A 20011-nucleotide genomic window follows, 5' to 3' on the forward strand; every position below is an offset into this window, starting at 1 on the left:
ACTCTCCCCGCCTGTCAGCTGTCCACACTCCCCATAGACACTCTTTAACCTTTAAACATTGGGCCGCCTCGCGCTGCCAGTGCTAATCTCCACCGCTAATTTCAGCGGAGTCGAGCCGCGACCCGGTCACGGGTTCAGGGAAGACGACGACACTTACAGCCACGGACATTGATCAGGTCATTCATGAATAAATCAGCAGGCGTGCTTCTCGGGATTGTTGTTGCCATCGGTGCGATCAGCGCCGGCGGGGCCTGGTACACCGGGACCAAGATTGAAGGCGTACTGAACAACGCCGTCAGCAACGCCAACAAAGAGCTGCAGACCGCGATGGCCGGCTCCAATGGCACCGCGTCGCTGGAGCTGGTGTCGCTGGAGCGTCACACCTTCACCAGCACCGCGCACTACCGCCTCAAGGGCGAGGGCGAGATGTTCGGCGACCAGCCGGTCGAGTTGCTGTTCGTCGACCACATCGAGCACGGCCCGCTGCCGTTCTCGCGCCTGGTGTCGCTGAAGTGGCTGCCGGTCATGGCCACCAGCAATTACGAGCTGGAAAAGAGCCCGGCCACCGAAAAATGGTTCGCCGCCACCAAGGGCGCCGCGCCGCTCAAGGGCGTGACCAACATCGGCTACGACGAATCCACCACCAGCAGCCTCGAGTTGCTGCCGCTGGAAACCGCGCTGGACGAGCAGTCGAGCCTGAAATTCTCCGGCCTGACCATGAACATCTCCGCCAGTGCCCAGGCGCAGAAGGTCAAGGCTGACGGCTACATGGACAACCTGAAACTGGTCACCGTGTCGCAGGATCAGGCGCCGGTGCAGGTCGAACTCAACGGTCTGACCCTGGCCAGCAACCTTACCAAGAGCAGCTACGGCTACTACACCGGGGAAAACACCCTGGAGCTGACCAACAGCAAAACCACTTTCGGTCCCAAGCAGTCGGTACTCGGCGTGAAGAACTTCGAAATGAAGAACCTCACCGAAGAGAGCGGCAGCAATGCCTCGGGCCGCGCTGATTACAAGGTGGGTGAAGTCACCCTCAACGACAAGAAAATCGGTTCGGCCAACATGGCCATGAGCCTGAAGAACCTCGACATCCCGTCGACCATGTCGCTGATGCAGATCTACCAGACCAAATTGCAGCCGTACGAGAAGGAAGCGGCGGCCGCTGCCGAAGCCGGCCTGCCGGCACCGGAACTGAACCTGACCGAAGCCGAGTCGGCACAGGTCAAGGCTGACCTGCAGAAACTGCTGGCCGCCAGTCCACAGATCGCGCTGGAAAACCTGTCGCTGAAAACCGCCAACGGTGAAAGCCGCGCCAGCCTGGTGATTGATCTGACCAAGCCACAGTCGATGGATCTGCCGCCGGATCAACTGGGTAAACAGTTGGTCGCGCTGCTGGACCTGAACATTCAGGTGTCCAAGCCGATGCTGATCGATCTGCTCAGCGTGCAAGCGCAGCTCGACGGTCAGACTGACGCCAAAGCCATCGTCGACCAGGCCAGCGCCGGTGCCGACATGTTCTCCGGCATGGCCGTCGGTTCGCAGTTGGCGACCGTCGATGGCACCAATGTCGTGACCAAGCTGCATTACGCTGCCAATCAGGTGGAGTTCAACGGCCAGAAGATGACCGTTGAGCAGTTCGTCGGCTTCCTGATGAGCAAGTTCGCTGGCGTCACGCAAGTGCAGTAATCCTGCGTTCTAAATAACAACGCCCGGCCTCTGATCCACAGACGCCGGGCGTTTTGCTGTCTGGTGTGCGGGTTTTCGTCTGAGCCGGCGCCGCGATTCTGAACAATTATTGCGTTCTGGATATTCGACTACGCTTGCATGCAAGACTGCCTGACTAAGCTTGGCTGGGTCTCTTTTGACTCGGTCTCCGTTACGAATGGGCAAGGGGGGCATTGCGACCCGGCTGGCCATGTAAGGATGCTGACGAATGCCGCGTATAGATGTTCCTGTTTTACATCGTGGTTTACGCCCGTTGTTTCGCGTTGCGCTGTGCAGCCAGTTGCTCTGGCCGGCACTGGCGTTTGCCGATACGGCCTATGATCAGATGGTGCGTGATGCCCGTGCCGGGCAGACCACGCCTGCGCTGAACGTGCTGCGCCAGGTGCCACCGGGGCAATCGACCACCGGCCAGATCAGCGATCACCTGCAAATCGCCAGTTGGGCCGGCCTCGATGCCGAGGTGGTGCAGGTCTATGAGACCCAGGGCCGTGACCGGGTGCTGCCGGTGCAGGCACTGACCGCCACCGCACGCGCCTATCGCAACCTCAAGCGTTGGGAGCAGGCGACCCAGGTCTACAACAAGGCCCTGGCGCTGGAGCCGGACAACGCTGACCTGCAACTGGGGCTGGCGCTGACCCAGGCTGACGCGGGCAAACCCGACGAAGCCGTGACCCGCGCCAAGGCTCTGGTTGCCGCCAAACCCGACGATCCCTCACGCCGTCTCGCACTGGGCTATGCCCTGACCCGCGCCGGCAAGCAGTACGACGCATTGTTTGAATACGATCAGGCGTTCATGCGTGCCGGCACCAAGCCGGAAGTCGCCCGTGAATACGTGGTCGCCCTGCAAAAGGCGCGGCTGCCGGAACCGGCGCTGCGTCTGGCCAATCAACGTCCGGGGCTGATCGACCCGGTCACCCTGCGTCGCCTCGAAGGTGATCTGGCTGCCGAACGCGTGCGTCTGGCCGAACTCGCCACCCGCAGCGAAAAAGAACGCTATGTGATCGCCGACCGCGCGCTGGCCGATTACGACAAATTGCTCGCCAACTGGACCCCGGACGCCAGCGCCCACGATGACGTGATTCGCTGGCGCATCGACCGCATGGGCGCACTCAAGGCGCGGGCGCGCACCGCCGACGTGATCAATGAATATCAGAAGCTGCAAAGCGAAGGCGTGAAGATTCCGACCTACGCCATGCGCTGGGTGGCGGCGTCGTATCTGGATCAGCGCCAGCCGGAAGTCTCCACTGACCTGTATCGCCAGGTGCTGTCGGCGCCGGACGCCGATGTCGGTGATCGTCTCGAAGACACCACCGCGTTGTACTACTCGCTGCTGGAAAGTGACCGCGCCGATGAAGCGCGCAAAGTCGCCGAGGACCTGGCCAAGACCCAGAAGCCGCGCGTCGAACTCAAGGGCTTGCCGATCGGCAACCCCAACGACGAATGGATGGACGCCCAGCAGCTCGCGGCGCAGGCCGGTACCTACGGTTCCGATCTGCCACACGGGGAGGAACGTCTGCAAACCCTGGTCGATCAGGCCCCGGGCAACCTCGGTTTGCGTCTGGCCCAGGCCGATCTGTATCTGGCCCGACAATGGCCACGCCGCGCGGAAAACCAGCTCAAGGAAACCGAAAGCATGGCCCCGCGCGACATGGGCCTGGAACTGGCTCAGGCGCGCACCGCGATGACCCTGCAGGAATGGCGGCAAATGGATGCGCTGACCGATGACGTGGTCGCGCGTTTTCCCGACAACCGTCAGGTGCAGCGCGCGGCCCGTGAGCGTGAAGTGCACGACATGTCCGAACTGCGTGTCGAAGCCTACGGCGGCAAGGCCAACGGAGGCGGCGGCAGCGGTGGTGCGGGCGCGGTCAGTGGCAGCCGCGATTTCGGCATCCAGAGCACCCTGTACAGCCCGCCGATCGATGAAGACTGGCGGGTGTTCGTCGGAGCCGGGTATGCCACCGGCGACTTCGCCGAAGGCACCGGTACCGACCGTTTCCAGCGCGTGGGCCTGGAACGGCGCACCCGTGACATGAGCCTGGAAGCCGAAGTTTCCAATCACGATTACGGTTACGGCGCCAAACAGGGCGCACGCATCGCGATTGCCCGCGACATCAACGACCACTGGCAGTACGGCGGCAGCTTCGCCTACCTGTCGGCCGAGACGCCGTTGCGTGCGCTCAACAGCGACATCAAGGCCAACGGCGGCAACGCGTTCATCCGCTGGCGCGCCAACGAGAGCCGCGAGTGGCGCCTGTCGGTCAGCCCGTCGCACTTCAGTGATGGCAACAACCGCGTCGAGGCCTTGCTCACCGGGCGCGAGGGCGTCTACAGCGCGCCGAACGTACAGGTCGATGCCGGTCTGGAGGTCGGCACCAGCCACAACTCCAATTCCGAGGATGTGCCGTACTTCAACCCGAAGTCGGACTTCAGCGTCATGCCGACGGTCAACGTCAACCATGTGCTTTACCACCGCTACGAAACCTCCTGGAGCCAGCAATTCCAGGCCGGTGCGGGTACCTACAGCCAGCGTGACCACGGCACCGGCGGCATGGCGATGCTCGGCTACGGCCAGCGTTATGCCTGGAACGACGTGTTCGAGGTGGGCGGCTTGTTCAGTGTGATCAACCGGCCCTACGACGGTGATCGGGAGACCGATCTGCGTCTGCTCGTCGACCTCACTTTCCGCTTCTAGAAGAGTTTGAAGATGCCTTTGATGACGCGTTTCATCCTTCTGCTGGGAGTGCTGCTGATCAGCGCCTGCGCCCAGCAAGCCCCGGCCTTCGCGCCGCCGTCGCAACGTCCGGTGGCGGCCAGTGAAAAACCCTGGCCGAAAAACCATGTGCTGGGCATCGCCTATCACGACGTCGAAGATCGCGACCCCGATCAGGCCGTGGTGGCCGTGCGCACCGAGCGCATGATCGAACAGTTGGCCTGGCTGCGCGAGAACGGCTACCAGCCGGTCACCGTCGATCAGATCATGGCCGCGCGCAAGGGCGGCCCGGAATTGCCGGCAAAGGCGATCCTGCTCAGCTTCGACGACGGTTACTCAAGCTTCTATACCCGCGTGCTACCGGTGCTGCGCGCCTACAACTGGCACGCCTTGCTGGCGCCGGTCGGCACCTGGATCGACACGCCGCTCAATCAACCGGTGGATTTTGCCGGCGCACCCCGCGCACGCTCCGACTTCCTGGCCTGGGATCAGGTGCGGGAAATCTCGCAGTCGGGTCTGGTGGAAATCGCCGCGCACACCGACGCCAGCCACAAAGGCATCCTCGCCAACCCGCAAGGCAACATGCAGCCGGCGGCGGCAACCCGCCGTTACGATCCAGTCACCAAACGCTATGAGTCCGAAGAGGATTTCCGCGCCCGAATCCGCAATGACGTCGCGACCATTTCGGAAAAGATCCGCAAGGTCACCGGCAAGAAACCGCGCATCTGGGTCTGGCCGTACGGTACGGCTGACGGCACATCCCTGACCGTGGTCGGCGAGCAGGGCTACGAGATGGCCCTGACGCTGGATGACGGTCTGGACGCCCTCGACAACCTGATGAGCAGCCCGCGCTTTTTGGTCGCCTCCGATCCTGATGGCGAGCATTTCGCCAACAGCATCGTCGCGGCGCAGTCGGATTTCACCATGCGTGTGGTGCATGTCGATCTGGATAACGTCTACGATCCGGATCCGGCGCAACAGGAAATCAACCTCGGCAAGCTGATCCAGCGCATGGCCGACATGGGCGCTAACACCGTGTTCCTGCAGGCCTTCGCCGATCCGAAGGGCGACGGACTGGTGCACTCGCTGTACTTCCCCAACCGTCACCTGCCGGTGCGCGCCGACATCTTTGATCGCGTTGCCTGGCAACTGCGGACTCGGGCGCACGTGAAAGTGTTCGCGTGGATGCCGGTGCTGAGTTTCGGCCTCGATGCGAAGCTGCCGCGTGTCACGCGCTGGGATCCGAAGACCGGCAGCACCTCGGTCGATCCGGGCCAGTATCAACGCCTGTCGCCATTCGATCCGCAAGTACGGCGAATCATCGGTGAAATCTACGAAGACGTGGCGCGTCTGACCTCGGTCGACGGCATCCTTTATCACGACGACGCGGTGCTCTCTGACTTCGAAGACGCCAGCCCCGAGGCCCTGAAGGCTTATGCCGCGCATGGCTTGCCGGGGTCCATTGCGGCGCTTCGCGATGATCCGGCTGCGATGCAGCGCTGGACGCGGTTCAAGAGCCAATACCTGATCGACTTCACCAATGAGCTGACCGCCAAGGTGCGTGCGATCCGTGGCCCGCAAGTGCTGACCGCACGCAACATCTTCGCCGAGCCGGTACTCAATCCTGAGAGCGAAGCCTGGTTTGCGCAGAACCTCGACGACTTCCTCGTGACCTACGACTGGACGGCGCCGATGGCCATGCCACTGATGGAAAAACAGACCCAGGCGCAATCCGGCCCGTGGCTTGAAGAACTGGTGGCGAAGATCAAACAGCGCCCTGGTGCACTGGATCGCACCGTCTTCGAACTGCAGGCCCGCGACTGGACGAAAAAGGATCAGGCCGACATCGACGGCGCCCAACTGGCCGACTGGATGGGCCGGCTCAAGCGTCAGGGTGCGACCAGTTTCGGTTACTACCCGGACAACTTCCTCGACAACCTGCCGGACCTGAAAACCGTAAGGCCTGCGCTCTCCAACAAATGGAACCCATGACATGCTGGATAGACTGTTAGCCCTGCTTGTTCTGGCGCTCGTCCTCGGCGTGCCGCTGGGGTTGATCTTCCTGGTCACCGGGCAGTTCCTGATGGACTTCGTGTTCTTCTACCCGTTGTTCATGTCCGGGCTGTGGATTGCCGGCGGCCTGTATTTCTGGCTGCACTGGGAACGCCACTGGCCATGGAAGGACGACACTTTGCCGCCGCCACTGGAAGGCGAGCCGCTGATCTCGATCCTGATCCCTTGCTACAACGAAGGCGAAAACGCTGCCGACACCATTCACGCGGCGCTGGCCCAGCACTACCCGAACATCGAAGTCATCGCGATCAACGACGGCTCCAAGGACAACACCGCCGAAGTGCTCGACCGGCTCGCCCAGGAAGACCCACGCCTGCGCGTGCTGCATCTGGCAGAAAACCAGGGCAAGGCTGTGGCCCTGCGCATGGGTGCGATTGCTGCGCGCAGCGAATATCTGGTGTGCATCGACGGTGACGCGCTGCTGGCGCCGAACACGGCGGCCTATCTGGTGGCGCCGATGCTCGACAACGCGCGGCTTGGCGCAGTGACCGGCAACCCACGGATTCGCACACGTTCGACCCTGGTCGGGCGGGTGCAGGTCGGTGAGTTCTCGTCGATCATCGGTCTGATCAAGCGTACGCAACGGGTGTTCGGGCGGATCTTCACCGTGTCCGGGGTGATCGTCGCGTTCCGTCGTACCGCGTTGAACCGGGTCGGCTACTGGAGCCCGGACATGATCACCGAAGACATCGACATCAGCTGGAAGCTGCAACTCGATCACTGGAGCATCTTCTACGAGCCGCGCGCGCTGTGCTGGATCCTGATGCCGGAAACCCTGCGCGGTCTGTGGAAGCAGCGACTGCGCTGGGCCCAAGGCGGTGCCGAGGTGCTGTTCAAGAACATTCGCGGCATCTGGCAGTACCGCCATCGTTACTTGTGGCCGCTGCTGTTCGAATACTGCCTGTCGACCGGGTGGGCCTTCACCTTCCTGCTGTCGGTGATCTTTTGGGGCGTGGGCAAGTTCGTGGTCATGCCGGAATCGATTGCCGTGCATCACTTGATGCCCCCGGCGTTCACCGGTCTGTTGCTGGCCTTCGTCTGCCTGGTGCAATTCGCGGTCAGCATCATCATCGACCGGCGCTATGAACCGGGTCTGGGCCGAACCATGTTCTGGGTGGTCTGGTATCCGATCGCGTTCTGGCTGGTCAGCCTGCTCACCACCTTGGTCAGTTTCCCCAAAGTGCTGTTTGGTCAGCATCAGAAGCGTGCACGCTGGGTCAGCCCTGACCGCGGCATCAAGCCGGTTGGCGACGACGAAGAGGAGGTCATCAAATGAAAATCATCCGGACCCGGCAGCGGCCCTTCCTGGTGGTGGTCGATGTGGTCCTCACCGTGCTGGCCTGGGTCGGCCTGCTGTTTCTGCTGATTCGCGGACTGTGGCCGTTGATCGAGACCCACGCCGGTGGGCCGCGCATCGACAATTCGGCATTCGAGGCTCTGGGTACGTTGCAGATCTACCTGTGGGTGGCGCTGGTCAACGCAGTGATCCTGATTGGTTGGGCGCGTTATCAGCAGCGCAAAAGCAGAAGCTTCGCCCAGCGTCGCTTGCCGGCACCGGTGGTCGATGATGAAGGGCTGAGCAAGAGCTTCCGCCTGTGCGATGACCGCCTGGAGAAGCTGCGCACGCCCGGGGTGATGACCATTCATAACGATCAAGAGGGTGACATCAGCTATGTGGTGCTGAACTTCCGTCCGCTGCAGCCAGCGGAGTTGCCGCCACCACTGGCGCCGCCGGAACACCCACGGGTGATCTTTCTGCACGCCGAGGATGATGACAATCGCGACCCGGTGAATCGCCCCACCTGAACAACGACTCCCCTGTAGGAGCTGCCGAAGGCTGCGATCTTTTGATCTTGATTTTAAAGATCAAAAGATCGCAGCCTTCGGCAGCTCCTACATTGTTCAGCATTCAGCAGCGAATCAGTTCCCACGCGTCTTCCATCGTCAGCGGCTGTTTCATCCGCTCGGCCAGCATCGCCATGGCCCGCTCTTCCTCGCATGCCACAGCGCCAACAACCACGCCGTTGTGGCCGAACAGGCCAATAAAGGGCGGATGCTCGGGCTCGCCCTTGAACTCGATTTCATCCCACTGACTGGCGTGGCCCAGGTAGTCGTAGTTCCTGCCGAAGTGCCAGGTCCAGAAAAACGGCACATCCAGATAATGCTCATCGGCGCCCAACATGTTGGCGGCAGCGATGCGTGCGTGCTGCTGGGCCAGGCGCCAATGCTCAATGCGTTGCGGCTGGCCGCTCAGGGTGAACGTGGCGATATCGCCAATCGCCCATAGACCTTCGCAGACCCGCAGACCGGCATCGACGCGCAGTGACTGGTCTTTCTCCCTTGGCAGCGAAGCGAACGCTTCTGTGGCCGGATGCACACCAACCCCCGCCAGCACCAGATTCGCCGAAACGCGCAAACCGTTGTCCAGCAGCACCGCCTCGACTTTGCCATCACCGGTGATTTCCCGGGCTTCGTGATCGGTGATGAATTTCACCCCGTGTTGTTCGTGGAGCGCGCGGATCGCCCTGCCCACTGCTTCGCCAAATTGCGCGGCAAACGGAATGGCGTGGCGGGCGATGACCGTGACGTCGAGGCCGAACTGACGCAGGGCCGAGGCGCATTCGAGGGCGATAAAGCTGTCGCCGATGATCAGCGCCCGCTGTTCGGGGTTGGCGGTGCGCATGATCTGTTCGGCCTGGGCTTTCGAGCGCAGGACGAACACCTGCGGCAGGTCGGCGCCGGGTAGTTGCAGCGGATTCGGCTCGGCGCCGGTGGCGAGCACTGCGGCGTCGTAGCGCAGGGATTGGCCGTCGTGCAAATGCAGGGTTTTCGCTGAGGCGTCGATGGCAGTGATTGCGCCTTGCTGGCGTTCGATGCGCTGCTCTTGATAAAAATCTTCATCGCGCAGTGGCGGAGTTTCTTGCGCCGACATCTCGCCGGCGAGGACGAATTTGCTCAGTACCGTGCGGTCGTAACCGGCCTCCGCTTCGCGGTCGAGCATGATGATCCGGCCACCGAAACCTTTCTCCCGCAGAGCCGCCGCACATGCCGTGCCCGCTGCACCTGCGCCGACAATCACAAAGATGCGCGGATCATCGGCCGGAGGCGTGTGCGCATCCGGCAGCGGTTGATCATCGACCCAGACCTCATCACCGCGTAACTCCAGCGGATAACGCTTGAGGCTGTCGAGGGCCGGTGGCTCGCACAACGCGCCGTCTTCGACGCGAAATGCGGCTTTATGCCAAGGACAGATCAGGCGTCCGTTGCACAGCGCGCCGTCAGCCAGTGGCGCCCCGGCATGTGGGCATTCGCCCTGAAATGCGCGCAGTTGGCCATTGGCGTGGAGCAGGACAATCTTGCGCTCGCCGATTTCGACTTGCAGGCCACGGTCTTCGGGGACATCGGCGACACGGGCGACACGGTGCAGGCTCATGTTCGTGCTCCTGACAGGCATTTCTCTTACGAGTTTGCGCCGCCGTGCGAGGTTCAGCCAATTGCCACTGCCAAGGTACGAACGGTACAGCTATAGTTTGCAGGCCGACGAAGGCCCAACTGCACAAGGTACTCCCGGAATGACCCGATTGACCTCTCTCAACCCTTGGCTGGCGGCCGTCGCCGTCGCCCTTTGCGTGCAGTTTCCGGCGCAGGCGGCCGAGCGCTTTACCCTCGACATCCCCGGTGTCTCGGACAACCGTCTGTTCACCTCGGCCGCCGCGAGCGATGCGGCCGGTTGCGGTGGCAAGAACCAGTCCCCGGCGCTGGCCTGGAACGCCGGGCCTGCCGGCACCCTGAGCTACGCGATCGTCATGCACGACCCGGACGGTCAGAAAGGTGCTGGCGTCGATCACTGGATTCACTACGGCATCAAGGCCACCACCCGGCAGATCCCTGCTGGCGTCGGCGCCAAATCCAATCTCGAAGGCATGGGCGGTACCAACACCAAAGGCACCACCCATTACATCGGGCCGTGCCCACCGGTTGGCGACAGCGCCCACCACTACATCATTCAGATTTACGCCCTGGATCTGGCCCCGGACGCCTTGCCAGCCGGCCTGACCCGCGCCGAACTGATGGACAAAATCAAAGGCCACGTATTGCGTAACAGCAGCGTGGTACGGCGTTATCACCGCTGAAAAAATTTTCAGCGGCGTTTAACCCGATCTGAAAGGGCTGCCCGTCTCAGTGGATGAATGGATCACTTTCATCCCGAGGTCAGCCCCCATGTCCCGCTCCCTGCCTTTTCTGCGACCCGTTGCCGTCGGTGTGTTGTTGACCGTCGCCGGTTGCGGCGTGTCTTCCAATCCCGAATCGGCTGCCGTTCCGGCGCCGGCCCAGCCACAGGCGTCGTTTCAGCATGAGGCGCTCGTTACCGACAGTGCGCTGGCCAAGCGCAGTGCGCGTCCGGCGCCGATTGCCAGTTTCGCGGCGATGCCGGCTTCGGAAAGTTATCCACAAGGCTATCGCGACGAGCAGCGCGAGCAATATCAGGCGCTAGCCGACAACCCGATCCACAGCGTGGACGAGGCTCCGGTCTCGACCTTCAGCGCTGACGTCGATACGGGCGCCTACGCCAACGTCCGACGTTTGCTCAATCAGGGACGCCTGCCGCCGGAGGGCGCGGTGCGGCTGGAAGAGATGGTCAATTACTTTCCCTACAACTATGCGCTGCCGACCGATGGTTCGCCCTTCGGCGTAACCACCGAACTGGCCGCCACCCCGTGGAATCCGCACACCCGCCTGCTGCGCATCGGCATCAAGGCCTCTGACCGGGCTGTGGCGGAGCTGGCCCCGGCGAATCTGGTGTTTCTGGTGGATGTGTCCGGCTCGATGGATCGCCGCGAAGGGCTGCCACTGGTCAAAAGCACATTGAAACTGCTGGTCGATCAGTTGCGCGAACAGGATCGGGTGTCGCTGGTGGTGTATGCCGGCGAATCCCGTGTGGTGCTGGAGCCAACGTCCGGACACGAGAAAGCCAAAATTCGCACAGCCATCGAGCAATTGACCGCAAGCGGTTCAACCGCTGGCGCGTCGGGCATCGAACTGGCCTATCAAATGGCGCAGCAGGCGTTCATTCCCAAAGGCATCAACCGCATCCTGTTGGCCACCGACGGTGACTTCAACGTCGGCGTCAGCGACTTCGACAGCCTCAAACAAATGGCTGTGGATAAACGCAAAACCGGGATTTCCCTGACCACCCTGGGTTTCGGTGTGGATAACTACAATGAACACTTGATGGAGCAACTGGCTGACGCCGGCGACGGCAACTACGCCTACATCGACAACCTGCGCGAGGCGCGCAAAGTGCTGGTGGATCAACTCGGTTCGACCCTGGCGGTGGTGGCAAAAAACGTCAAATTGCAGGTGGAATTCAACCCGGCGCAGGTCAGTGAATATCGCCTGCTCGGCTACGAAAACCGCGCCTTGAAGCGTGAGGATTTCAGCAACGACAAAGTCGATGCCGGTGAAGTCGGCGCAGGACACACGGTGACCGCGCTGTATGAAATTGTTCCGACAGGTGAGAAGGGCTGGCTGGAACCGCTGCGCTACGGTAAATCGGAGAAGGTGGTTGCTGCGAAGGGTGGAGAATTGGCGATGCTGCGTGTGCGTTATCAACAGCCCGAAGGTGGGAAAAGTCTGCTGATCGAGCGGCCGATTGCCAATCAGGTCGCACCGGCCAGTGAGGACCTGCGTTTCGCGGCGGCAGTGGCGGCGTTTTCCCAGCAGCTCAAGGACGCTCGCTACACCGGCGACTTCAGCCTCAAGGACACCGAAACCCTGGCCCGTGGCGCTCGGGGCGACGACCGCTTCGGCTTGCGCAACGAGTTCGTGCAACTGGTGGAACTGGCGCAAAGCCTGCGCGCCTCAACCGCATCGAATGCGATGCCCACTGAGCGACGGATTGAATAGTGAGCCGATTGAAAGGCTTCATCAGTCAGCTGTTTGCTACGCCAGACAGCGCGGCCGCCAGCAGCGATGAAACGCTGCTGGCGCGTTATCGCGAGGGCGACGGCGCGGCGTTCGAGATTCTGTACGCGCGCCATCGTCAGGGTTTGTATCGGTTTCTGCTTGGATTGAGCGGCAAACCGGAACTGGCTGACGAAGTCTTTCAGGACACCTGGCTGAGCCTGATCCGCAGCACCAGTCAGCCACAGGGGCGGGCGACGTTTCGTACATGGCTGTTCCAGATTGCGCGCAATCGGCTGATCGATCACTGGCGCAAACACGGCGCACATCAGCCGCTGCACGACAGCTACGACGAACAGCTGCATGCGATTGGCGACGAGACCAATGATCCCGAACAATTACTGAACCTCAGCCGCGACAGCCAGCGCCTGGAAAGCGCTCTGCAAACCTTGCCTGCCGATCAGCGCGAAGTGTTCCTGCTGCGTGCCCACGGCGACCTCGACCTGGCACAAATCGCCAGCCTCACCGAAACACCGCTGGAAACCGTCAATAGCCGCTTGCGCTACGCCCAGCATAAACTGCGTCGGCTGCTGGCCGAGGAGGTACTGACATGACTGACGCCCGCCAGACACCCGAAGAATCTGTGATCAAACATGTACGCGAACAGCACAATGTTGAACCGCCGGCGCACCTTGATGCGTTCATCCTCAAGGCTGCTCTCCGCGAAACACCGGTGCCCAAGCCAGGCCTGTGGCAACGCTGGCTGCGGGCCTGTCAGAAACCGCGTTGGCAGGTCGCCTTCGCCAGCCTGGTCGGTGTGGCACTGATGCTGTCGCTGGTGCAACGTGCGCCTGAGCCACAAGCGCAATTCGACTTCGCCCCGGCGGCCAAACCGGCTGCACCACTGGCGCGCAAACAAGCCCCGGAAGCGCAATCACTGCCCGCTCCACCCGCTGCGGCCATGTCCGCGCCGGCGCCGATGATGGAAATGGCCGCGCCGATGCAAAGCGACTCGATCAGCGCCGATGAAGCCAGCCTCGGCAAACGCGCCGCCGCCCCGGCCAACGGCCTCGATACGCAACTGCGCGAAGTCCTGCGCCTGCGCGACTCCGGTCAGTCGCAAGCCGCAGACGCGCTGTACAACAACCTGCACAAACGCTACCCCGGCGTGGACCTCGACCTGCGCCTCGAAAAAATCCGCCAGAACTGACCGCTTGTTCACCCAGCCATTTGGCATTGCCCGGCAAAAACGCGCACTATCGGGCCATGGCTGAAGCGCTGGAGAACAAAGTGGCAGCAAAAATCGACCGCATCGCCCAACTCCTCAACTGCCCGCAGAAGGGCGAGGAGATGCGGCGCGCGATTACCGAGGCGCGCAAGGAATTTCTGCTGAACCAGTCGGAAGAAGACGTCGTGGAAGAAGACGAGGTTTTTGAGGAGGTTGGGGAAGAAGAGGAAGACGACGATTACGACGAGTTTGACTGGACGACGGAGTGACCGTCGTCGCATGAAACACCGCGCCCACAAAAAAGCCCCGGACCATCACAGTCCGGGGCTTTCTCGTTTCAATTCATGGCGCACCAGGCGGGATTCGAACCCACGACCCCTGCCTTCGGAGGGCAGTACTCTATCCAGCTGAGCTACTGGTGCAGCGGGCGACATCATACCTAGGTCGGCTCGGGGCGTCCATGCCGGGTTTTGGCGGGTTTTGTCAGTGCGCGTGTCGGTGTGAAACGCTGCATTCCTTAAAGCTGTAACGTCCTGCAAAACCCTCGCTTGGCGCTTTTTCCTGGCTGATCTATGGTTTGGCTGCGGCCGGGGCTTTTTGCGCGTTGATCTGAAAAAACCAGCAAACGCTGGGTTTTTGTTCTTTTTTTCGAACGACCTATTGTCCTTTACCCCCTTTGCTCCTACGATCCGTTTGAGATTTCAAACGCTCTTTGACGGGGTGTGGATGCGCAAATGCTGTGAATAACGCACGATCGCTGCGCCTCACCCGGTAGATGATTTCCCTGACGGCAGCCTTGCGAGGCGCCTTTCTACAATCATAATTTTGCTCCGCGCAGGCCGCGGTGCTGTTAAGGAAAGCCGACATGCAGCTTAAAGATACCCAGTTGTTCCGCCAGCAAGCCTTCATTGATGGCGCTTGGGTCGATGCGGACAACGGTCAGACGATCAAGGTCAACAACCCGGCCACCGGCGAAATCCTCGGCACCGTGCCGAAGATGGGCGCCGCCGAAACCCGCCGCGCCATCGAAGCCGCTGACAAAGCGCTGCCGGCCTGGCGTGCACTGACCGCCAAGGAGCGTGCAGGCAAGCTGCGTCGCTGGTTCGAACTGATGATCGAGAACCAGGACGACCTCGCGCGCCTGATGACCCTCGAGCAAGGCAAGCCGCTGGCTGAAGCCAAGGGCGAAATCGTTTACGCCGCTTCGTTCATCGAGTGGTTCGCCGAAGAAGCCAAGCGTATCTACGGCGACGTGATCCCGGGCCACCAGCCAGACAAGCGCCTGATCGTGATCAAGCAGCCGATCGGCGTGACCGCCGCGATCACCCCGTGGAACTTCCCGGCGGCGATGATCACCCGTAAAGCCGGTCCGGCGCTGGCCGCCGGTTGCACCATGGTGCTCAAGCCAGCGTCGCAAACCCCATTCTCCGCTTTCGCCCTGGCCGAGCTGGCGCAGCGGGCCGGCATCCCTAAAGGTGTGTTCAGCGTGGTCTCCGGCAGCGCCGGCGACATCGGCAGCGAGCTGACCAGCAACCCGATCGTGCGCAAGCTGTCCTTCACCGGCTCGACCGAAATCGGCCGTCAGCTGATGTCGGAATGCGCCAAGGACATCAAGAAAGTCTCGCTGGAACTGGGCGGCAACGCGCCGTTCATCGTGTTCGACGACGCGGACCTGGATAAGGCCGTCGAAGGCGCGATCATTTCCAAATACCGCAACAACGGCCAGACCTGCGTCTGCGCCAACCGTCTGTACATTCAGGATTCGGTCTACGACGCGTTCGCCGAGAAGCTGAAAGTGGCCGTCGCCAAGCTGAAGATCGGCAACGGTCTGGAAGAAGGCACCACCACTGGCCCGCTGATCGACGAGAAAGCCGTGGCCAAGGTGCAAGAGCACATCGCTGACGCCGTGGCCAAAGGCGCCACCGTGCTGGCCGGTGGCAAGCCGATGGAAGGCAACTTCTTCGAGCCGACCATCCTGACCAACGTGCCGAAAGATGCCGCTGTCGCCAAGGAAGAAACCTTCGGCCCGCTGGCACCGCTGTTCCGCTTCAAAGACGAAGCCGAAGTGATCGCGATGTCCAACGACACCGAGTTCGGTCTGGCTTCCTACTTCTACGCTCGCGACCTGGGCCGGGTGTTCCGTGTGGCTGAAGCCCTGGAATACGGCATGGTCGGCGTCAACACCGGGCTGATCTCCAACGAAGTCGCGCCGTTTGGCGGCATCAAGGCCTCGGGCCTGGGCCGTGAAGGCTCCAAGTACGGCATCGAAGATTACCTGGAAATCAAATACCTCTGCCTGGGCATCTAAGCCGGGAAAGGGATCGCTGCAAACGCAAAGGGCACGAGAGCGCTGTCCCTTTGCGTCGTTTCAAACCGGAATTTTCTCTGCGGCCGGGAACGCCGTGGCAGTCGATCATCGCATGCTGCCACCGCCGATTCCTCCCGCTTAATCCTTGAACCACGCCGCCCGATGAGCGGTGAATGAGGACTGTAATGAGCAAGACTAACGCTGAACTGATGGCCCGTCGTACCGCAGCTGTTCCACGTGGTGTTGGCCAGATTCACCCGATCTTCGCTGAATCGGCGAAGAACGCTACCGTGACTGACGTTGAAGGTCGTGAATTCATCGACTTCGCCGGCGGTATCGCTGTGCTGAACACCGGCCACGTGCACCCGAAAATCATCGCCGCCGTGACCGAACAGCTGAACAAGCTGACCCACACCTGCTTCCAGGTGCTGGCCTACGAGCCGTACGTTGAGCTGTGCGAAAAGATCAACGCCAAGGTGCCAGGTGATTTCGCCAAGAAAACCCTGCTGGTGACCACCGGTTCCGAAGCCGTGGAAAACGCCGTGAAAATCGCCCGTGCCGCCACTGGCCGTGCCGGCGTGATCGCCTTCACCGGTGCTTACCACGGTCGCACCATGATGACCCTGGGCCTGACCGGTAAGGTCGTGCCTTACTCGGCCGGCATGGGCTTGATGCCAGGCGGCATCTTCCGCGCGCTGTACCCGAACGAACTGCATGGTGTGAGCATCGACGACTCGATCGCGTCCATTGAGCGCATCTTCAAGAACGACGCCGAGCCGAAAGACATCGCCGCGATCATCATCGAGCCTGTGCAGGGTGAAGGTGGTTTCTACGTCGCGCCGAAAGAATTCATGAAGCGTCTGCGTGCCCTGTGCGACCAGCACGGCATCCTGCTGATCGCTGACGAAGTGCAGACCGGCGCTGGCCGTACCGGCACCTTCTTCGCCATGGAACAGATGGGCGTTGCCGCCGACCTGACCACCTTCGCCAAATCCATCGCTGGCGGCTTCCCGCTCGCCGGTGTCTGCGGCAAGGCCGAATACATGGACGCCATCGCTCCAGGCGGCCTGGGCGGCACCTACGCCGGTAGCCCGATCGCTTGCGCTGCGGCGCTGGCCGTGATGGAAGTGTTCGAAGAAGAGCAACTGCTGGACCGCTGCAAGGCTGTCGGCGAGCGTCTGGTAACCGGTTTGAAGGCCTTCCAGGCCAAGTACCCGGTGATCGGCGAAGTGCGTGCGCTGGGCGCGATGATCGCGGTCGAGCTGTTCGAAAACGGCGACAGCCACAAGCCAAACCCGACCGCCGTTGCGGCTGTCGTGGCCAAGGCGCGCGACAAGGGTCTGATCCTGCTGTCCTGCGGCACCTACGGCAACGTGCTGCGCGTTCTCGTACCGCTGACCTCGCCGGACGAGCAACTGGACAAAGGTCTGGCGATCATCGAAGAGTGCTTCTCGGAGCTGTAAGCCCCGGCGCTGTGTGATCCGTTCGACAAAAAACCCGCTTCGGCGGGTTTTTTTATGCCCCTGATACACATCCAACGCTTTTGCGCTGTATCGATAGGCCAGCATTGGCTAAGGTTCAGGCATTGCAAGGGAGAGCGCGCATGACCGCCGTTGATTTACCCGCCGTACCCCGAGTGCTGATTGCCGAGGCCGATCCATGGTCTCGTGACCTGCTTAAACAAGTGTTGCTCAACGTGCGCTGTGATGCGCGGCTGGACTTGTGTGCCGATGGCCAGCAAGCCATGTCGTTACTCAGCGAAGTGCCTTATGACCTGGCCATTGTCGATTGGGAGTTGCCGGGCATTGATGGTTTGAGCGTGCTGCGCAGCGTGCGCCAGCGCAAACGCAATCCGCCGCTGCCGTTCATTCTGATGAGCAGTCGCAACGACAGCGCCAGCGTGCGCGAAGCCATCCCGTTGGCCCCGACGGCCTATCTGACCAAACCGCTGAACATGGAAAGTCTGACCGAGCGGCTGCAGGGTTTGCTGCTGAATGCGGGTGAAGAGGTGTTCTGCGAAGTGCCGACGCTGGCGCCGGGCATGACCTTGTCGGTGTTCCTTGAGCGGCGTCGTGAGCAGGCCGATGGCGCGCCGTTGATGACCGATGTGCAAGTGGCGGTCAAACGCAGCCTCAACCCCAATGGCCTCGATCTGAAGCTGCTGGAAGAAGAGATCCGCACCGATCCGCAGATCACCGCCGTGCTGATCGCCGCCGCCAACAGTGCGGCGCAGCATCATGGTGTGGCGGTGCAGACCCTGGGGCAGGCGCTGCACCGCCTCGGCACCGGGCAGAGCATGAACCTGATCCTCGGCCTGGCGCTCAAACGCAGCGCCAGACTCAGTGACCCGTGCCTGGCGGATTACGCCGAGCGCTATTGGGGGCTGTCGCTGCACACGGCGGAATACGCCCGCACCCTGGCGCGCCTGCTCGATCTGGATCAGGAGCGCTGCTACTGCGCGGGCATGCTGCATCGTCTCGGTGACCTGGCGTTGCTGCGTTGTTTGCAGGAGTGGAAGCAGGCTGGCGGCGAGCTGGATGAGTGGGAAGAGGTCGGTGACGCGCTGGCGGAGTTTGGCGCGGCCTACGGTTCGGCGCTGCGTACACGCTGGCGCCTGCCGCTGGAGCTGCGTGAGTTGATTGCGTCGGTCTACCAGCTCGGTGGTGGGGTCTATTCCCGTGAGGCGCTGGTGATGAACATGGCGGCGCAGATGGCCCGTCTGACCGAGCATGAGGGCGTTGAGGAACTGGCGAGGAGTCGTACGGCGCGACTGCTGAAGATCGGGCTGCCGGAATTGATGCGGATGCGTAAGTAATCTGACTTTTCACAAAACCCTGTGGGAGCGGGCTTGCTCGCGAAGGCGGTGTATCAGCCAACATAAATGCTGAATGACCTACCGCCTTCGCGAGCAAGCCCGCTCCCACATTGGATATTTGGGTTGCTGAAATTCTGGATCAGGCAGAAATGATCCGGTTCTTGCCCTGCCGTTTTGCCTCGTACATGGCCGCATCCGCTCTGGCGAACAGGCTCTCGAGACTGTCGTCGCCATCCCTGAGGCTGGTCAGGCCCTGGCTGACGGTGATGCCGAATGTCTGCCCCTCGTGGTTGAAACTCAGGCGCTGAATCTCCTGCTGCAGCCGCTCGGCCACTTGCAGCGCCATGTCCGGTGCGCAACCGGGAAACACCGCAGCGAACTCCTCGCCGCCGATACGTCCGAACAAATCACCCCGGCGTAACGAAGCGCGCCCGCATTCGGCAATCCGTTGCAGCACGTTGTCACCCGCCGGGTGGCCGTAGCTGTCGTTGATCAGCTTGAAATCATCGATGTCCAGCAGCAGGAAGGCCAGTGGTGCACCTTGCAGGCGTGCCTCTTCGAACTCGCGGTTGGCGCATTCGAAGAAGTGTCGGCGGTTGCTGCTCTGGGTCAGTACGTCGGTGGTCGCCAGGCGATGCAGTTCGGTTTCCATGTGCTTCTTGTCGGTGATGTCTTCGGCGATGCCGACGATGATCACCGGTTGCCCGGGTTCGTCCTGACGGTTGATGAAGCATTTGTCGCTGAGCCAGCGCACCTGACCGTCGGCGGCGATGATCCGGTACTCGCGGTCTTCCACAGCACCTTTTTGCAGCACTTCGGCAAGGCTGCGTTCGGCATAGTCGAGGTCGTCGGGGTAGATGCTGTCGCGCCACTGGTTGTAGTCGGCCAGCAACAGGCCTGCGGAGCGACCGAAAATCCGCTCGTAGGCAGGGCTGACATACAGCACCTGACGGGTTTCCCAATTGAACGCCCAGAGCACCGCGTTGACGCTCACCAGCAATGAACTGAACAGTTGTTCGCGCTCGCTCAGCCGGGCGACTTCGCCTTGGGCGTGCATCAGCGCCATCAGGGTTTGCGCGGCCTCGGGCCACTGCGCAAGGGATGAGTCTTTTTGATTGTTGTTGACCATCGGCACATTTCTCAAAAGGTGTGCCGCAATTTCGACAACGGCCACAGTACAGCCCGCCGGGGTGGCGAAGTGTCTTTGAGATAGGGCTTTCGGTGCTAAGTTCCGCGCTTTTGTGG

At 61.7% G+C, this 20011-nt stretch carries 15 protein-coding genes and 1 tRNA gene; 13 read left to right on the forward strand and 3 right to left on the reverse strand.

Annotated elements, in window-relative coordinates; translation table 11 throughout:
* Positions 1-183 precede the first annotated feature (183 nt).
* The 5 genes from ACOYXI_RS20320 (at position 184) to pgaD (ending at position 8317) form a co-directional block, all read left to right on the forward strand.
* Positions 184-1689, forward strand: a complete 1506-nt coding sequence (locus tag ACOYXI_RS20320; protein WP_097086798.1) for a YdgA family protein — start codon at positions 184-186, stop codon at positions 1687-1689.
* A 247-nt stretch (positions 1690-1936) separates the two neighbouring features.
* On the forward strand, positions 1937-4420 hold the full coding sequence (gene pgaA / locus ACOYXI_RS20325; RefSeq protein WP_461675228.1) for a poly-beta-1,6 N-acetyl-D-glucosamine export porin PgaA: 2484 nt from the start codon (positions 1937-1939) through the stop codon (positions 4418-4420).
* 12 nt (positions 4421-4432) lie between these two features.
* Positions 4433-6430: a poly-beta-1,6-N-acetyl-D-glucosamine N-deacetylase PgaB gene (gene pgaB / locus ACOYXI_RS20330; protein WP_461675229.1), complete on the forward strand. Its 1998-nt coding sequence runs from the start codon at positions 4433-4435 to the stop codon at positions 6428-6430.
* Between the two features lies 1 nt (position 6431).
* On the forward strand, positions 6432-7787 hold the full coding sequence (gene pgaC, locus ACOYXI_RS20335) for a poly-beta-1,6-N-acetyl-D-glucosamine synthase (RefSeq protein ID WP_007961454.1): 1356 nt from the start codon (positions 6432-6434) through the stop codon (positions 7785-7787).
* Positions 7784-8317 (forward strand): poly-beta-1,6-N-acetyl-D-glucosamine biosynthesis protein PgaD, encoded by a 534-nt coding sequence (gene pgaD / locus ACOYXI_RS20340; RefSeq protein WP_098966592.1) that lies wholly within the window; start codon positions 7784-7786, stop codon positions 8315-8317. The genes pgaC and pgaD overlap by 4 nt, the downstream gene beginning before the upstream one ends.
* Positions 8318-8420: 103 nt before the next feature.
* Here pgaD and ACOYXI_RS20345 read toward each other — a convergent pair whose 3' ends face one another.
* The gene (locus tag ACOYXI_RS20345; RefSeq protein ID WP_461675230.1) at positions 8421-9944 is read right to left on the reverse strand and encodes an FAD-dependent oxidoreductase; all 1524 of its coding nucleotides are present in this window, start codon (positions 9942-9944) and stop codon (positions 8421-8423) included.
* Between the two features lie 139 nt (positions 9945-10083).
* Here ACOYXI_RS20345 and ACOYXI_RS20350 point away from each other — a divergent pair, with 139 nt between their 5' ends.
* The 5 genes from ACOYXI_RS20350 (at position 10084) to ACOYXI_RS20370 (ending at position 13912) form a co-directional block, all read left to right on the forward strand.
* The gene (locus ACOYXI_RS20350) at positions 10084-10644 is read left to right on the forward strand and encodes a YbhB/YbcL family Raf kinase inhibitor-like protein (RefSeq protein ID WP_098966595.1); all 561 of its coding nucleotides are present in this window, start codon (positions 10084-10086) and stop codon (positions 10642-10644) included.
* 88 nt (positions 10645-10732) lie between these two features.
* Positions 10733-12418 carry a vWA domain-containing protein gene (locus ACOYXI_RS20355; RefSeq protein WP_461675231.1) on the forward strand — a complete coding sequence of 562 codons (1686 nt, stop codon included), beginning with the start codon at positions 10733-10735 and terminating at the stop codon, positions 12416-12418.
* Between the two features lie 29 nt (positions 12419-12447).
* Positions 12448-13029 (forward strand): RNA polymerase sigma factor, encoded by a 582-nt coding sequence (locus tag ACOYXI_RS20360; RefSeq protein WP_461675574.1) that lies wholly within the window; start codon positions 12448-12450, stop codon positions 13027-13029.
* A complete protein-coding gene (locus tag ACOYXI_RS20365; protein WP_098966600.1) occupies positions 13026-13625 on the forward strand; it encodes a hypothetical protein in 600 nt (199 codons plus the stop codon). Before ACOYXI_RS20360 ends, ACOYXI_RS20365 begins: the two co-directional genes overlap by 4 nt.
* Positions 13626-13681: 56 nt before the next feature.
* Positions 13682-13912: a hypothetical protein gene (locus tag ACOYXI_RS20370; RefSeq protein WP_007963505.1), complete on the forward strand. Its 231-nt coding sequence runs from the start codon at positions 13682-13684 to the stop codon at positions 13910-13912.
* Between the two features lie 76 nt (positions 13913-13988).
* Here ACOYXI_RS20370 and ACOYXI_RS20375 read toward each other — a convergent pair.
* Positions 13989-14065: transfer RNA gene (locus tag ACOYXI_RS20375), tRNA-Arg, on the reverse strand.
* A 443-nt stretch (positions 14066-14508) separates the two neighbouring features.
* Between ACOYXI_RS20375 and gabD the strand changes: the two genes are divergently transcribed.
* The 3 genes from gabD to ACOYXI_RS20390 all read left to right on the forward strand — a co-directional run bounded on the left by gabD (position 14509) and on the right by ACOYXI_RS20390 (position 18766).
* Complete coding sequence (gene gabD / locus ACOYXI_RS20380) at positions 14509-15951, forward strand: NADP-dependent succinate-semialdehyde dehydrogenase (protein ID WP_007963502.1); 1443 nt, start codon at positions 14509-14511, stop codon at positions 15949-15951.
* Positions 15952-16136: 185 nt separating this feature from the next.
* Entirely contained in the window at positions 16137-17414 is a 1278-nt protein-coding gene (gene gabT, locus ACOYXI_RS20385; protein WP_461675232.1) for a 4-aminobutyrate--2-oxoglutarate transaminase, read from the forward strand.
* 140 nt (positions 17415-17554) lie between these two features.
* Complete coding sequence (locus ACOYXI_RS20390) at positions 17555-18766, forward strand: response regulator (RefSeq protein WP_096796911.1); 1212 nt, start codon at positions 17555-17557, stop codon at positions 18764-18766.
* Positions 18767-18905: 139 nt separating this feature from the next.
* Here ACOYXI_RS20390 and ACOYXI_RS20395 read toward each other — a convergent pair whose 3' ends face one another.
* Positions 18906-19895: a GGDEF domain-containing protein gene (locus tag ACOYXI_RS20395; protein WP_098966601.1), complete on the reverse strand. Its 990-nt coding sequence runs from the start codon at positions 19893-19895 to the stop codon at positions 18906-18908.
* Positions 19896-20011 lie beyond the last annotated feature (116 nt).

It is taken from the genome of Pseudomonas sp. G3-19, from assembly GCF_054855875.1.

Bases quoted from the DNA above. Each gene is read 5' to 3' on its own strand.
- ACOYXI_RS20320 (WP_097086798.1), top strand. From the start codon at position 184: ATGAATAAATCAGCAGGCGTGCTTCTCGGGATTGTTGTTGCCATCGGT.
- pgaA (WP_461675228.1), top strand. From the start codon at position 1,937: ATGCCGCGTATAGATGTTCCTGTTTTACATCGTGGTTTACGCCCGTTG.
- pgaB (WP_461675229.1), top strand. From the start codon at position 4,433: ATGCCTTTGATGACGCGTTTCATCCTTCTGCTGGGAGTGCTGCTGATC.
- pgaC (WP_007961454.1), top strand. From the start codon at position 6,432: ATGCTGGATAGACTGTTAGCCCTGCTTGTTCTGGCGCTCGTCCTCGGC.
- pgaD (WP_098966592.1), top strand. From the start codon at position 7,784: ATGAAAATCATCCGGACCCGGCAGCGGCCCTTCCTGGTGGTGGTCGAT.
- ACOYXI_RS20345 (WP_461675230.1), bottom strand. From the start codon at position 9,944: ATGAGCCTGCACCGTGTCGCCCGTGTCGCCGATGTCCCCGAAGACCGT.
- ACOYXI_RS20350 (WP_098966595.1), top strand. From the start codon at position 10,084: ATGACCCGATTGACCTCTCTCAACCCTTGGCTGGCGGCCGTCGCCGTC.
- ACOYXI_RS20355 (WP_461675231.1), top strand. From the start codon at position 10,733: ATGTCCCGCTCCCTGCCTTTTCTGCGACCCGTTGCCGTCGGTGTGTTG.
- ACOYXI_RS20365 (WP_098966600.1), top strand. From the start codon at position 13,026: ATGACTGACGCCCGCCAGACACCCGAAGAATCTGTGATCAAACATGTA.
- ACOYXI_RS20370 (WP_007963505.1), top strand. From the start codon at position 13,682: ATGGCTGAAGCGCTGGAGAACAAAGTGGCAGCAAAAATCGACCGCATC.
- gabD (WP_007963502.1), top strand. From the start codon at position 14,509: ATGCAGCTTAAAGATACCCAGTTGTTCCGCCAGCAAGCCTTCATTGAT.
- gabT (WP_461675232.1), top strand. From the start codon at position 16,137: ATGAGCAAGACTAACGCTGAACTGATGGCCCGTCGTACCGCAGCTGTT.
- ACOYXI_RS20390 (WP_096796911.1), top strand. From the start codon at position 17,555: ATGACCGCCGTTGATTTACCCGCCGTACCCCGAGTGCTGATTGCCGAG.
- ACOYXI_RS20395 (WP_098966601.1), bottom strand. From the start codon at position 19,895: ATGGTCAACAACAATCAAAAAGACTCATCCCTTGCGCAGTGGCCCGAG.